This window comes from Streptomyces sp. Alt3, assembly GCF_030719215.1.
GTDB lineage: Bacteria > Actinomycetota > Actinomycetes > Streptomycetales > Streptomycetaceae > Streptomyces > Streptomyces glycanivorans.
The window spans coordinates 136,648-151,255 of the sequence record NZ_CP120983.1 but is presented as its reverse complement, the minus strand read 5'-3'; the positions used below and the strand labels follow the sequence as shown (position 1 = coordinate 151,255).

Sequence of the window (14,608 nt, the reverse complement as noted above, 5' to 3'; positions counted from 1 at the left end):
ACAGTGGGTGGCCCCGGCAGGAACCGGTCGTTCCCGGGCGCCGTCACCGATCGGAGTGGTCCGGGGAAGACCGCATCCTCAGCTACGGGGCGGTGACGGTCCCGTGTGCCCGGAAGGAGCCCCGAGGGGCGTGAGCGGACTGGTACTACTGGTGCATGCATGAAGAGAACGCGCGGTCCGCGATCGACACATTCATCTCCGCTTTCAACGCCTCGGACGACAGCGGTGTGACGAGCCTGCTCTCGCAGGCTCTCACTTCGGACGTCGTCTTCTGGGGGCCGTTGGGCCGTAGCGAGGGCATCGAGGCCGTCGAACGATTCGTGCTGGACATCCGGCGCCACCCGGCTGGGGCCGGCACGATGGTGCGTTGCTCGGCAGTGGACATGCCCGACGAGTGGGCCCGGTACCGATGGGTGTTCACCACGCCGGACGGAGGCCCCCGCCTGGCGGGAACGGACGTCGTCCACCTGCGGCGCAGCCTCATCGACCAAGTCATCGTCTTCGCGGGGGAGATCAAGCCTTCCAGCGCCTGAACCCTGCTCGGTGCCCGGTTGTCCCGGCCTCGCACGAAGTGGTTGCGCGGAGGCCGGTGCCGTGGAATCGGGGTCCGGCAGCCAGGTCCGGAAGGGGATCAGGGCGCCGCGGTCACCTGGGGGAGCGGCAGGCCGTCGTCCGCCCCGGCCCCGGAGACGTCCAGCTCCACCAGCAGCGACCGGATCGCCTCCACCGCGTGCATCACCATCGCGGGGTCGGCGCCCGGGCGGGCGTGGGCGCTCATCCGGATCGCCGGAGGGCGGGGCAGGCCGGCGTACTCGACGAGACCGTCCGGACCCCGGCCGACGGAGGCCAGCAGTGCCACCCCGAGCCCGGCGCGGGTTGCGTCCAGGACTCCCGCCAGATAGCCGGCGTCGCAGACCACCGAGGCCGGGATGCCGTGCGTGCCCAGTACGTCCAGGGCGCGGCGCCGGATCGCGCAGGGTGCCTCGACGGCCACCAGCGGAAGCGGCGCCGGAGCCGGGGGAGGAGTCCATCCCGGCGCCGCGTACCAGCTCAGGGGGAGCCCTCCCACCTGCATGCCTTCGGTGGAGGCCGCCTCCGTCACGTACACGGCGAGATCCACCGACCGGCGGTCGACGGCGTCGACCAGCCGGGCTGAACGGTCGATGCGGAACCTGACCCGGCAGTTGGGGTGCGTGTGGTGCACGGCCGCGGTGATCCTCGGGAGGATCTGGTCGGCGGCGTGCTCGGTCGAGCCGATCACGATGGTGGCGGGCTCGGAACCGAGCAGTCGCCGTGCGGCCTCGTCGTGGACGCCGAGGATCCGGCGGGCCTCGTCGAGCAGGAGACTGCCCGCCTCCGTGAACCGTGTCGCCCGGCCCGCCCGCTCCACCACCGGCCGGCCCAGGGCCTTCTCCAGCCGCCGCACATGCTGGCTTACAGCGGACTGACTGAGCGACAGGGATTCGGCCGCGCGGTGGAATCCGCCGCGGTCGGCGACGGCGACCAGGCTGCGCAGCGCGACGATGTCGAAGACAGGGACCATCTGGTTCACGCTAGCACCAACTAATAAGCAATCGCGATCACTTGTGATCGTTGATCCTTGTTGGACGTGTGTGGCGGGACCGGCCATCCTGAGGCCATGTCGCACACAACGGCCGCACCATGAGCACGGTCACCCAGTCCGTGGAGCAGGCGGCGGCGGGAGCGCGCCTGCTCGGACTGCTCGCCAGGGACCTGCCTCCCGACCGGCTGACCAGCGATCCTGCTCGCGTCGCCCCGTATGCCACCGACCGGTCGGGTGCCCCGGCCGGCGGCGAGCCGCTCGCTGTCGTACATGCCCGGCGCACCGACGACGTCTCGACGGCGCTGCGGCACGCCGACGCCCTGGGCGTGCCCGTCGTGCCGCGCGGCGCGGGCACCGGGCTCTCCGGGGGAGCCACGGCGGGGGAGGGCAACCTGGTGCTCGACCTGTCCCGGATGAACCGCATCCTGGAGATCGCTCCGCAGGACCAGGTCGCCGTCGTCGAACCCGGTGTCGTCACCGCCCACCTCGACCGGGCAGCCGCCGCACACGGTCTGCGCTACGCTCCCGACCCGGCCAGCGCCGCACTCTCCACGATCGGCGGGAACATCGCCACGAACGCCGGGGGTCTGCGCTGTGCCAAGTACGGGGTGACCCGGGACAGCGTGCTGGGTGTCGAGGCCGTCCTCGCGGACGGCACCGTCGTGCGGACCGGCCGGCGCACCGTCAAAGGTGTCGCGGGATACGACCTGACGGCTCTGATCACGGGTTCGGAGGGCACCCTCGCCGTTGTCACGGAGGCGACCGTGCGACTGCGTCCCGTGCCCGTCGCCACCGCGACTCTCGCCGCCTACTTCGACACCTTCGAGGCCGCCGCCGACGCGTCCAGCGCCATCACGGCCGCCGGCATCGAGACGGCGATGGCGGAACTGCTGGACGGCAGCGTGATCAGCGCCATCGACTCCGCCCAGGGCACCGCCCTGCGGGAGCGGGGCGCCGCCCTGCTCATCGTGCAGTGCGACGGCGCCGGCGCGCAGGCCGAGGCCGAACGGGTCGCGGCCGTGCTCGCAGGGCGCGTCACCTCCCTCGTGGTCGCCGCGGACGACGCAGAGGCGGACGCCCTGCTCGCTGCCCGCCGCTTCGCCCTGCCCGCGCTCGAACGTCTCGGCCGCCCGCTGATCGAGGACATCGCGGTCCCCCGCTCCCGGCTCGCCGAGGCGGTGAGGGCCATCGAGGACATCTCCGTGCGTCGCGGCGTGCCCGTCTTCACCCTCGCGCACGCCGCCGACGGCAACCTTCACCCGATCATCGTGGTCGATGCCGGCCTGACCGAGCTTCCCGAGGCGGCGTGGGAGACGGCGGGAGACATCTTCGCCCTCGCCCTGAGACTCGGCGGCACCCTCACCGGTGAGCACGGGGTCGGCACCCTCAAACGGCAGTGGATCGCCGAGGAGCTCGGAACCGACAACCACGCCCTGCAACGCCGCATCAAGGCGGCGTTCGACCCGCACCACACCCTCAACCCCGGCAAGGCGGTCTGAGACCGGGACCCCGCAGCCCGCAGGCGGACCCGTTGTCAGGGGGCAGAGGTGAACGAGGCAGATCTAGGGGAACTGTCCCTCCCAGGTTAGGGGTTGGCCGCCCCCACCAGGGGTGACACGGTGGGCGCAACGTCGGCCCCGCCCCATGGCGGACCCTTCCCCCGACGAGCCATGCCCGTCCCGGGGGGTCCTGCCCCCGAAGGGGTTTCCGCCCGCGCGACAGCGCCTTCAGGAAGAGAAGACCATGACAACCCCGCGTACCGTCCTGATCACCGGCACGTCCTCCGGCATCGGCCTGGCCACCGCCGTCGCGGCCGCCACCGCCGGCTGGAACGTCATCGCCACCCTCCGGGACACCAGCCGGGCCGACGCGCTGCGGGCCGCAGCCGACGCGGCCGGTGTCCTCGAACGTGTCCAGGTCGCGCGCCTCGACGTGACGGACTCCGCGTCCATCGCCGAGGCGGTGTCCGGAGTGATCGCCGAACACGGCCGCCTCGACGCGGTGATCAACAACGCCGGAGTCGGGCAGCTCGGCACGGTCGAGCAGATCGGCGTCGCGCCCTTCCGCTCCGTCATGGAGGTGAACTTCTTCGGCGTGGTGGAGCTGACGCTGGCCGCGCTGCCCCACCTGCGCGCCGTCGGCGGACGGGTCGTCACCGTCAGCAGCCTCGGCGGGGTGGTGGGACAGCCGTTCAACGAGGCCTACTGCGCGGCCAAGTTCGCGGTGGAGGGCTTCCTGGAGTCCCTGGCCCCGGTCGCCGCGACGACCGGAGTGAGCGTCTCGGTCGTCGAACCGGGCCCGGTGGCCAGTGAGTTCGTCGCCAGCCTGGGCCCGTCGGTCCCGGGGCTCATCGAGAACGCCGGTCCCTACGCGGCGGCGTTCAAGGCGTACTCCCGTACGACCGAGGCCCTCTTCGACCAGGCGCAGAGCTCGGCCGACGCCGCAGCCGCGGTGCTCGGCGTACTCACCGCCGAGCAGCCGGTCTTCCGTGTCCAGACGTCCGGTCAGGCCCGGGAGCTCGCAGGGATCAAACTGGCCGACGTGGACGGCTCCGCGGTCCAGGCGTTCACCAGCCCCTGGCTCCTCTGACCGCACCCGTAAGGGCATGACCACCACCTGCGCGGCGTGCGACAGACCCGCGCCGAAGCCCACCAGCAACGCGAGCCCTCCCCGGGGCACCGCGCCCCGGGCGAGCAGCTCCTCCATGGCGAGCGGTACGGACGCCGCGGAGGTGTTGCCCGCGTGCACGACGTCCCTGGCCACCACCACATGGGGCGGCAGCCGCAGGGCGGATGCCGCCCCGTCGACGATCCGCAGATTCGCCTGGTGCGGGATGAAGGCCGCGAGTTCCGCTGTGGTCACCCCCGCGGCGTCCAGTGCCGCCCGCGCCGTCCTCGGCACCGTGGAAACCGCCCAACGGAACACCGCGGGACCGTCCATGCGCAGAGTGGGACGCACCGCGGCCTCCGTGTCCCGCCCGTTCCAGGGCGCGGAGTGGGCGATGGCCTCGTGGCGGTCGCCCTCCGATCCCCAGACCACCGGGCCGATGCCCGGCTCGGCGGCGGGACCGACCACCACGGCGCCGGCCCCGTCCCCGAACAGGAAAGCGGTACCGCGGTCCAGCGGGTCGACGATGTCGGTCATCCGCTCCGAGCCCACCACCACGACATGCCGGCTGTTCCCCGACCGGATCAGCGAGTCGGCCGTCGCGAGGGCGTGGCCGAAGCCCGCGCAGGCGGCGCCCACGTCCATCGCACCCGCCGAGACGGCGCCCATCCGGTGGGCGACGCGGGGAGCTGCCGGAGGGGACTGCTCCAGATGGCACATGGAGGCCAGCAGCACGGTGTCGACCGTCTCCGGCGGGATGCCGGCCTGCGCGAGCGCCTTGACCGAGGCGGCTGCCGCCATTTGGACGACGGTCTCGTCCGGGGAGGCGAAGCGCCGGGTGGCGATGCCGGACCTCCGCCGTATCCACTCGTCGCTCGAGTCGATCGCCTCGGCGACCTCGGCGTTGCCCACCACGCGGGCGGGCCGGTAGGCACCGATACCGAGGATGCGGGAGCCCGCGACGGCGGCGGCGGCGCTCAGACCTGCCGCGGGAGCGTCCGCCGCCGTGCCGCCGCTCATCGTGCGTCCGGCGAGGACGGGGCGGCGACGGTCCCGAATCCGCCTTCCAGATACTGCTGCCGCGTCGCGCGCCGCTGAACCTTGCCGCTGGACGTCTTCGGCAACGATCCCCTCCTGACCACCAGGACCTCGTCCGCCTTCAGCCGCCTGTCCTCCAGGACCGCGCTCCGTACGCGCTCGCGCAGGCCGTCCGCACCGCCGTTGCGCAGGGCTCGTCCGTCGGCCTCGACCACCAGCACCAGCCGCTCGGCCGTGCCGTCGTCCAACGAGAACGCCGCCGCGCAGTTCGGACGCAGCGCCGGGTCGGCCCGCTCCGCGGAGACCTCGATGTCCTGGGGGTAGTGGTTGCGGCCCTTGCGGATGATCACGTCCTTGAGCCGGCCGGTCACGAACAGCTCACCCTCGTGGACGAATCCGAGGTCGCCGGTGCGCAGCCAGGTGCCCCGGTCCTCCTCGCCCGCGAGGCGCGCACCGAAGGTCCGCGAGCTCTCCTCCGGGCGCCGGTGATAACCGTCGGCGACACACGGGCCGTTGACCCAGATCTCGCCCACCGTCCGGTCCCGGACGCCCGACAGGGTGACGGGATCGGTGATGCGCACGGAGGTCCTGCCCACCGTCCTGCCGGAGCCGACCGCGTGGACGACGCGCCCACCGGCCGCCGGCTCGTCCGCCGGACCGTTGCCTTGAGCCGGACCGCTGTCCTCGGCCGGCTGACCGTTGTCCTCGGCCAGGCCGGGAGGGAGGGGCTCGGCCCGGCCCTCACGCAGGGCCTCGGCGGAGAGCCGGAGCACCGACGGTTCCTGGTCCTCCCGGCTCCCCGTGACCTTGAGCGTGTTCTCGGCCAGGCCGTAGCCGGGGCACATGGCCCGGGACCGGAATCCGGCCACGGCGAAGGTACGGGTGAAGGCGCGCACGGTGTCCCACCGCACCGGCTCGGCGCCGTTGGCCGCAACCCGCAGGGAGGACAGGTCCAGCCCGTCCGGGACGCCGTTGTCCCTCGCGTCGCGGACGCACAGTTCGTAGGCGAAGCTCGGCGCGGCGGTGTGGCTGCCGCCGTACCGGGAGATCGCCTCCAGCCACCTGGCCAGCCTGCGGATGAACGCCTCCGGGGCCATCAGATAGGCCGGGATCCCCGCCCACAACGGCAGCACGACCCCGAACAACATGCCCATGTCGTGGAAGAGCGGCAGCCAGTTGACGACCGCGCTGTCCGGACGGCACGGCCACAGCTGGTCCGTCTCGGCCACGTTGCCGCGGAAGTTCGCATGGGTGACCCGTACGCCCTTCGGGTCACCGGTCGACCCGGACGTGTACTGGAGAAGAGCGATGTCCTCCGGCCCGGCCGGTGGCCCGCTCCACTCCCCGGCCACCGGTGCGTGCCACGACTTGGTACCCACCATGGTGAGCCCAGCCAGCGCCGGAGCGTCGCCGAAACGGGTCTCCAGGTCCAGTTTCACCGCGGCCGTCGTGAGCACCGTGGTCGTCCCGGCGTCATCGGCGACACGACGCAGCCGCTCCAGGCCGCGTGGCCGCGTCGGTACCTGCACCGGGGCGGCGGCGACCCCCGCGTACATGCAGGCGAGGAGGGCGGAGACGAACTCCAGGCCGGAGGGGTGGAGCAGCACGGCGGTGCTGCCGCGCAGTCCCGCCGCCTCCAGTGCGGCGGCCCGGGACCGTGCAGCCTCATCGAGTTGACGGTAGGTCAGGGATTCCTCGGGGCTCTCGCCGTCGCGGGGGACCCGGTCAGGTGCCGGCCATGGGGAGGGCGGAGAGATGTGTCAGGGAATGAGGGGGATGACGTGCGGCCGGGGCGGTGGCGCCGTGCTCACCGTTCGGTGCCGACGGAACGCCGACGGCGACGTCGGATCAGCGACAGCTGGTCGACTTGACCTTGCCGAAGTCCACGACGCGGCTCTGCGTCAGACGGGGCATCAGGTGACGGCCGAATTCGTGGCTGCACGCGGAAGCGCAAGCCGCGTATCGGCTGAACTTCCTCACCATCTCAGGCCTGAACATGGCACTGAGCATGCAGGATGAGGGCACTCTGCGTCCAATGCCGAATTCTGATCGAGATTGATCACGAGTGCTTATCGCTGGTGTGCAGGTCTGCGCTCACTTGTGAAGAGTGGGCGAACTCGCTTGCGGAGTCGTCGTTCGCGCAGGTCATGAGTGGGTCCCGCGCGGTGTTGGGTGCCGGCGCCACGATCCGGCGGATCCGGGGGCGGCTTCTGCGGGCGCGACATTCCGGGTCGGTTCCGCGTTTCACCCGGGCCGGGGTGTGCGGGAACGCTACGGCATGTGGGGGCGGGCCGTGCCTCGTTGCGCACAGACGTGGGTCCGCGTGCTGACCCGTGCGGCCGTCGGCACGGTGTGGCACCTCGCGCACACCCCGAACGGCGTCGCACCGGCCGAGGACCATCACTCCCTGGGTCCTCCCGGTGCCGCGGTCCGCCCGTCCGATCCGGCCCCGTCAGGAGTCGGCGGCCTCTGCCAGTACGCCGGCGAGTTCGCGGGGGCGGGTGGCCATCGGCCAGTGGCCCGAGTCGATGTCCACGTACGCGAGCCGGTCGACGCGGGCGAGATCGGCGCTTTCACCGGTGGCGATCCACTCCTTCGCCTGGGCGGGGGTGAACTCCGGGCAGATGACCACGACAGGTACAGCGAAGCGGCGCTCGTCGGTCAGGCGTACGACGCCTCTGGCGACCGCCGCGGGAACAGGAATGGCGTCGGATGCGAAGCGTTCGCGGGACTGCTGGTCCAGGTCGGCGGCGTCCGGGCCCTCGAAGGGATCCCAGCCCGGGAAGGGCATGACGCCGTCCTCCACCGCGAAGTGATCGGCGTAGGCCTGCCCGTCGGCGGCGGGGAAGCCGCCGATCATGGCGACCTTGGCCACCTTCTCCGGACGTGCGTCGGCGGCCAGCCAGGCCAGGGTCGACGCTGCGGAGTGCCCTACCACCATGGGCATTCCATGTGCCGCGTCAACTGCGGCAAGCACTGCCTCCAACTGGTCGTCAAGTGTCGCGGACGTGGCGCCGTCCCCTTGCCCTGGGAGGGTGAGCGGCACGGGGCGGTGGCCGAGCGCGGTGAGTTCGGGCACGACGTCGTCCCAGGCGGATGCGTCGAGCCACAGGCCGGCGATGAGCAGGATGTCCATGGTCGATCTCCCGGAGGGCAGTCGGATCTGGTTGCGGACACGCTACCGGGGCGCTCTGACAGCGGGCTCCGGCCGGAATGCGGAAGGGGTGGGTCCGAGGCAGGTCGCTCCGACCGGTCGGACCGTATCCGCCTGCGGGACCGCAGCCCTGTCACTGCCCTCGACACGGACAGGCGGATGCGACCCGCTACGCTTCTGCACCTGGAGAGTGCTTCTTTCCCCGCAGCCGACAGGACCCTTGAAGAGTCCCGTCGTTGCAGGTCGGAAGTGCTCTCTCCTTATGTGATCCGGACCCGGACAGCCAACTGGTGAGGGCCCGAAGCTGAAAGAACGCCGGCTTCGTGGCGAAGGAGCGACAGCATGACAGGTAGGGGCATCCCCTTCGACGGGCCGCAGCGTCGCCGGCATGGCCAGGGCACGGACCGGCGGACCGCCGGAGAGAGTGCCGCGGCCCCGAAGCCGGCCGTACGCCGATTCGGCGCCGGGCTGGCGAGCGCGGCCCTGGTCACCGCCACAGTGCTGGTCGCGACGTCCTGCTCCACAGCCGGGGAGGAGCCTGCGACGTCCTCGTCGGCCACCGCCCCGCTCGAACCGTCGGAGGGTGCTCTGCTGGGGCACTACTACGGTGACGGCACGGTCGAGGAAACCGACGCCCGCATAGGGACGACGCCCGGAATCCACCTCACCTACTACGGTTGGGAGGACGACTGGTCCGCCTCCGAAGCCACCCGGGACGACCTCAGCGGCAACCGTATCCCTCTGGTGAACTGGGAACCTTTCGACGTCGACTTCGACGACATCATCGACGGCTCCCTGGACGCGACCATCGAGAAGCGGGCTGACGGAGCGAAAGAGCTCGGCGAACCGTTCTTCCTCGACTTCGCCGCGGAGATGAACGAGGAGGAAGGCTGGGGCGGGCATGACCCCGAGCGGTACATCGCCGCCTACCGCCACATCCACGACATCTTCGAGGACCGCGGCGCCTCGAACGTCGTCTGGGTCTGGGCGCCGAACGTCACGGACAGCCCGGACGCTCCTGCGGCCATGTCGTACTACCCCGGGGACCGGTACGTGGACTGGACGGGCATCGACGGATACAACTGGGGAACATCCGACCCCGACTTCGAGTGGCAGGGCTTCACGGACCTCTTCAGGGACATCTACGGCAAGCTCGCGGCCAAGGGCAAGCCGATCATCATCGGAGAGACGGGATCCGATGAGACCGGGGGAAGCAAGGCCGAGTGGATCCAGGGAATCGTCCCGGGCCTGAAGGACGAGTTCCCTCTGATCAAGGCCCTCGTGTGGTTCGACGTCGACAAGGAACGGCACTGGCAGATCGCCTCGTCGCCCGCTGCCCTCGCCGCTTACCGGCGGATGGCGGCAGACCCCTATCTGACCCCGTGAGACACACGGCGGTCCAGCCCTTGTGCGAGACATCGCGCATGGAGCCGTCGCGTCGGCGGTCCGGTTCCGTCCGCCTGGCGACGGCCTCCCTCTCGAAGGGGCGCAGCCCCCACAGCAGCCGAGGCCCGAGGGAGTTGCGCGGGTCCTCGACTCCCGGGGCGCGACGCCCCTTCCAGGCGGCGGTCAGTCGAATTCCTCCACGTACTCCTCCGGCGGGCCCAGCTCCGGGCGGTCCCGGAGTTCCAGGGTCTCGCCGAGGCGTTCCAGTTCGAGGACGGTGACGGTGTTGGTGCCCGTGCGCAGAAGTGGTGCCGGGCAGTAGAGGGTGACCTGGGGGCCGATGTCCCAGTGGCGGCCGAGCAGGAAGCCGTTGACCCAGACGAGGCCGTGGCCGGAGCCGGGCAGTGCGAGGAAGGTGTCCGCGGGGGTCTCGACGTGGACTTCGGCGACGGCGAATCCGGTGGACGTGCCGGATGTGGTCGCGGGAGAGGATCCCGGCGATGAGGTCGCGGAGCCTGTGGCGAGCGCGTCGGACAGGTCGGCCGAGGACCAGTCCTGGAACGCGAGGGGGACGTTCTGCCAGCCCTGGACCATGCGCCGGTCGACGAGGACCGGGCCGAGGAGTCCCTTGTGCCGGCCCACGCCGGGGCCGTAGTTGACCCGTCCCAGGTTCTCGGCCAGGACCTCGAGACGTACGTCCCGGCCGGTTCCGCGCACCGGCAGTTCCGGTGAGTGGGGGTCCACGACGCCGAGGAGGACACCGTCGGCGAAGACCAGCGCCCGGTCGCGCACATCGGTGAACAGCAGTCGGTGCTCGCCCGCCGGGATGCGCGGGTGGGCGGTGTGCAGGACCATGCCCGCGTCGAGCCCGAGCTGTTCGAACGAGGCGGGGCGCGGCGTGGTCGTGGTCCCCGCGGGTCTGGCGCGCAGGGCGGCCAGCAGGCCGGTGTGATGGACCAGTGGGACACTGGCGGGCGGGAGCGTCGGCATCCGCGCGGGTGAATGGACAGGATCCTGTGCGCCGAGTGCTTCGCGCATCGCGAAGAACTTGGGGGTGAGGCTGCCGTCCTCGGCGATGGGTGCGTCGGAGTCGTAGCTCGTGACGACGGGTTCCAGGCGGCCCCCGGACTCGTTGGCGCCAGCCCACAGACCGAAGTTCGTTCCGCCGTGGGCCATGTAGATGCTGACGCTGCCGTGGTCCGCGATGATGCCGCGCAAGGTGTGGACCGCACTCTCCACCCCCCGGACGTGGTGCCGCTTGCCCCAGTGGTCGAACCAGCCGTTCCAGAACTCGGCCACCACGAACGGCTCGTCGGGCCGGCGGCCGGCGAGGAGCTGCCGGGCGGCGTCCGGCTTGGAGCCAAGGGTGGCGGCCGTCAGGGTGCCGGGCAGGCTGCCGCCGTCCAGCATGAGTTCGGTGGGCCCGTCAGCGGTGAACAGCAGTTCGTCGATGCCCCGTTCGGTCAGCGCCTCGCGGCACCAGCGGACATAGGCGTGGTCGTCGCCGTAGCTGCCGAACTCGTTCTCCACCTGGACGGCGACGACCGGGCCGCCCCGGGACGCCTGAAGCGCGGCCAGGCGCGGGATCAGATGGTCGAACCAGTGGGCGACGGCCGAGGTGAAAGCCGGGTCCGAGCTGCGGATGGCGAGGTCCTTGCCGGTGAGCCAGCTGGGCAGGCCGCCGTTGGACCACTCCGCGCAGATGTACGGGCCGGGCCGGACCACGACGTCGAGGCCCTCCTCGCCCACCGTGCGGATGAACTGCTCCAGGTCCCGCCAGCCGTCGAAGCGCGGCGGCCGGTCCTCGTGGGGCTGGTGGAAGTTCCAGGGCACATAGGTATCGACCGTGTTGAGGCCGAGGTCGGCGATCCGGCGGATCCGGTCCTGCCACAGGCCGGGATGGACCCGGAAGTAGTGCAGTGCTCCGGACAGCATGCGGTGGGGAACGCCGCCTCGGTACAGGCGGCCGTCGCGCCAGGAGAGCGCGGCACCGACGGCGCCGGGCGCCGTGTCGGCCGTGCTCTGTGGCTCGGAAAGTTGCGTCGTGGGCGACTCAGTCACGGAAGAAGCGTATGTTATCGATGACATGACTAACAAGCTTGGTAGGGTCCACTGATCGCTGTCGGGGGAGGGAACGTCATGAACGAGGACATCGCGCGGCCGAGGCAGCCGAGCATGGCCGATGTGGCCCGTGTCGCAGGTGTGTCGGCCCAGACCGTTTCGCGCGCGCTGCGTGGCTCGGCGAACGTCAACCCCGACACCAGCCGGCGCGTACTGGCCGCCGTCGAACAGGTCGGCTACCGGTTCAACAGCGCCGCCAGGGCCCTGTCCTCGGGGCGCAGCCTGACCATCGGCCTCGTGCTGCTGGCCTCCGGCGGCTACTACTCACGCTCGGCGGTGACCGCCGGCGTCGAGTCGGCGGCCGGTGAGGCCGGGTACGCGGTGAGCATCGCGACCATCGCCTCACTCGACGTCGGCCAGATGGAGCGTGCCCTGGCCAGGCTCGCCGACCAGGGTGTCGACGGTTTAGTGATCGCGGTGCCGCTCATCTCGGTGACCCAGAAGATGGAGGACATCACCCGCGAGATCCCGACCGTCACCCTGGACGGCTCGCGGACCGCGGGCGCCCGGGTGCTCGGTATCGACCAACGGGAGGCCGGGCGGCTCGCCACGCAGCACCTGCTCGACCTGGGGCACCGGCAGGTCTGGCACGTCTCGGGGCCGGACGAGTGGATGGAGGCGCGTCAGCGGAGGCAGGGATGGCAGGAGTGCCTGGCGCTGGCCGGGATCGAGGCGCCACCGCCCCTGGAGGGCGACTGGTCGCCCGGATCGGGTCACCGGCAGGGGCAGATCATCGCGATGATTCCCGAGGTCACCGCGGTCTTCGTGGCGAGCGACGAGATGGCCTTCGGAGTGATCCGTGCCCTGCGGGAGCGCGGCCGCGCGGTCCCCGAGGACGTGTCCATCGTGAGCGTCGACGACATCGCGCTGGCCGCGTACTGCGCGCCACCGCTGACGGCTGTCCGGCAGGACTTCTTCGGCTACGGCGCCGCGGCGGTCAGGCTGTTGCTCCAGGGCGACGCCACCGTCGAGGAATCCGTGGTCGGCGTCACGCTGTCGGTGCGCGCCTCCACGGCGCCGCCCCGCGCCCTGTGAGCCGTTTCTTGCCCGTTCGCTGAATTCGCCTCGGTCCGACCCTTGCGCAGTCATGTGATCGGTGCCATCGTACCCATCATGTTATCGGTGCCACCGTAACAACCCTGGGCGGTCCGACAGTGGGAACCCGGGATGCGGTGGCGTGGTGCCACGGTGCCGCGGCCTTCGACGGGGGCCGCACCGGGCTCCGCTCTACCGCACACGTCAGTTGGGCAACGCCCACGGGAAGGACCCCCAAATGAGGAGATCGTTCGCCCTCGCAGGCACCGCGGTCACCGCGCTCGCACTGCTCGTCGGCTGTTCGTCGGGCGGCGACGCGGGTTCGGGCAAGACGACCCTCAAGGTCGCCGCTCTCGAAGGCGGCTACGGCCGGGACATGTACACGCAGGTCATCAAGGCCTACGAGGCATCGCACCCGGACGTCGACGTCCAGCTGCAGATCTCGAAGAGCATCGAGGACGAGATCACCCCGAACATGAAGGCCGGCAAGTACCCGGACGTCGTGGTGCTCGGCCAGGGCCGCAAGGCCGCCCTCACCGAGACCCTGGTGAAGGACAAGGCCCTCGAAGACCTCACGCCGGTACTCGGGACCAAGGTCCCCGGCGAGGACGGCACCGTGGGCGACAAGCTCACCCAGGGTGTCATCGGCAATCTCAACACCAACCCGTACGGCACGGACAAGACGTACCTCCTGCCGATGTACTACGCCCCGACCGGGCTCTTCTACAACCAGGGTCTGTTCGAGAAGAACGGATGGAAGGTCCCGTCCACCTGGGACGAGATGTTCGAACTGGGCGACAAGGCCAAGAAGCAGGGCATCGCGCTCTTCACCTACCCGACCGCCGGTTACCTCGACTCGTACTTCTACGCCCTGCTCGCCGATGTCGGCGGGGAACAGTTCTACAACGACGTCATGACGTACAAGAAGGACGTGTGGAAGACGGCGAACGCCAAGAAGGCGCTCGATCTCACCACCAAGCTGCTGAGCTACGCGTCCGAGTCCACCGTCGGCTACGCCAACGAGCAGGACTTCACGAAGAACCAGCAGTCGATACTCGACAACAAGGCGCTGTTCATGCCGAACGGCACCTGGATCACCGGCGAGATGGCCGACGCCCCGCGCGCGGACGGCTTCACGTGGGGCCTGACCACGCTGCCGGCGGCCACCGACGGCGGCAAGCGCTACCTGACCACCTCGGTCGAGTCGGTCTGGATGCCCAGCGCCGCCCGGAACAAGGACGCGGCGAAGGACTTCATCGCCTACCTCTACTCGGACGAGGCGGCGGAGATCTTCGCCAAGTCGAACGCGATCCAGCCCGTCGAAGGCATCGCGAACAGCCTGACCGGTGAGAGCGCCGAGTTCTACAAGCTCTACGAGGACTCGTCGGTCTCCGCGCTCGTCGGCGGCTTCGCCTCCACCGCGCCGGTCCAGGGCGTCGACATCAAGGCCACGCTCTTCGACACCGCCAACAGCATCATCAGCGGCGACACCACCGAGTCCGCGTGGCAGTCCGCGCTGAACGACGCCAGCGAGAAGCTGCGCCAGGCGGGCAACTGACGCGCCACCGGCGGGCGCCCCGCACACGCGCGGCGCCCGCCGGTGCCTCCAAGACCCGGGAGACCCTCTCGGCTCACCCAGGACTGCTTCGTACGACCGAAGGATCGGCACGGTGACGACCCTCTCCACCCCACCCCCAGGCTCA

The 14,608-nt window shown here is 70.8% G+C and carries 10 protein-coding genes and 1 pseudogene; 6 read left to right on the top strand and 5 right to left on the bottom strand.

The window, feature by feature from the left end; translation table 11 throughout:
* Positions 1-155 precede the first annotated feature (155 nt).
* On the top strand, positions 156-533 hold the full coding sequence (locus P8A20_RS00675) for a nuclear transport factor 2 family protein (protein WP_147962715.1): 378 nt from the start codon (positions 156-158) through the stop codon (positions 531-533).
* A 98-nt stretch (positions 534-631) separates the two neighbouring features.
* Here P8A20_RS00675 and P8A20_RS00670 read toward each other — a convergent pair whose 3' ends face one another.
* Positions 632-1,543, bottom strand: a complete 912-nt coding sequence (locus tag P8A20_RS00670) for a LysR substrate-binding domain-containing protein (RefSeq protein WP_306102636.1) — start codon at positions 1,541-1,543, stop codon at positions 632-634.
* Between the two features lie 119 nt (positions 1,544-1,662).
* Between P8A20_RS00670 and P8A20_RS00665 the strand changes: the two genes are divergently transcribed.
* Complete coding sequence (locus P8A20_RS00665; protein WP_306102635.1) at positions 1,663-3,063, top strand: FAD-binding oxidoreductase; 1,401 nt, start codon at positions 1,663-1,665, stop codon at positions 3,061-3,063.
* A 190-nt stretch (positions 3,064-3,253) separates the two neighbouring features.
* Positions 3,254-4,153, top strand: a complete 900-nt coding sequence (locus P8A20_RS00660; RefSeq protein WP_306105098.1) for an SDR family NAD(P)-dependent oxidoreductase — start codon at positions 3,254-3,256, stop codon at positions 4,151-4,153.
* Positions 4,154-4,165: 12 nt separating this feature from the next.
* Here the strand turns inward: P8A20_RS00660 and P8A20_RS00655 are convergent.
* From P8A20_RS00655 to P8A20_RS00645, 3 genes and pseudogenes are all read right to left on the bottom strand, one after another.
* A pseudogene (locus tag P8A20_RS00655) lies at positions 4,166-5,191 on the bottom strand (beta-ketoacyl-ACP synthase III); the annotation flags it as partial.
* Positions 5,188-6,966, bottom strand: a complete 1,779-nt coding sequence (locus tag P8A20_RS00650; RefSeq protein WP_306105097.1) for a fatty acyl-AMP ligase — start codon at positions 6,964-6,966, stop codon at positions 5,188-5,190. The gene P8A20_RS00650 and the pseudogene P8A20_RS00655, both read right to left, overlap by 4 nt.
* 695 nt (positions 6,967-7,661) lie before the next feature.
* Entirely contained in the window at positions 7,662-8,345 is a 684-nt protein-coding gene (locus P8A20_RS00645; RefSeq protein WP_306102634.1) for an alpha/beta fold hydrolase, read from the bottom strand.
* Positions 8,346-8,705: 360 nt separating this feature from the next.
* Between P8A20_RS00645 and P8A20_RS00640 the strand changes: the two genes are divergently transcribed.
* Positions 8,706-9,749 (top strand): glycoside hydrolase family 26 protein, encoded by a 1,044-nt coding sequence (locus P8A20_RS00640; RefSeq protein ID WP_147964427.1) that lies wholly within the window; start codon positions 8,706-8,708, stop codon positions 9,747-9,749.
* A gap of 183 nt (positions 9,750-9,932) precedes the next feature.
* Here P8A20_RS00640 and P8A20_RS00635 read toward each other — a convergent pair whose 3' ends face one another.
* A complete protein-coding gene (locus tag P8A20_RS00635) occupies positions 9,933-11,837 on the bottom strand; it encodes a glycoside hydrolase family 35 protein (RefSeq protein WP_306102633.1) in 1,905 nt (634 codons plus the stop codon).
* A gap of 51 nt (positions 11,838-11,888) precedes the next feature.
* Between P8A20_RS00635 and P8A20_RS00630 the strand changes: the two genes are divergently transcribed.
* On the top strand, positions 11,889-12,905 hold the full coding sequence (locus tag P8A20_RS00630) for a LacI family DNA-binding transcriptional regulator (RefSeq protein WP_306102632.1): 1,017 nt from the start codon (positions 11,889-11,891) through the stop codon (positions 12,903-12,905).
* A gap of 238 nt (positions 12,906-13,143) precedes the next feature.
* Positions 13,144-14,463, top strand: coding sequence for a carbohydrate ABC transporter substrate-binding protein (locus P8A20_RS00625; protein ID WP_147964430.1), 1,320 nt, complete (start codon positions 13,144-13,146; stop codon positions 14,461-14,463).
* The last annotated feature ends 145 nt before the right edge of the window (positions 14,464-14,608 follow it).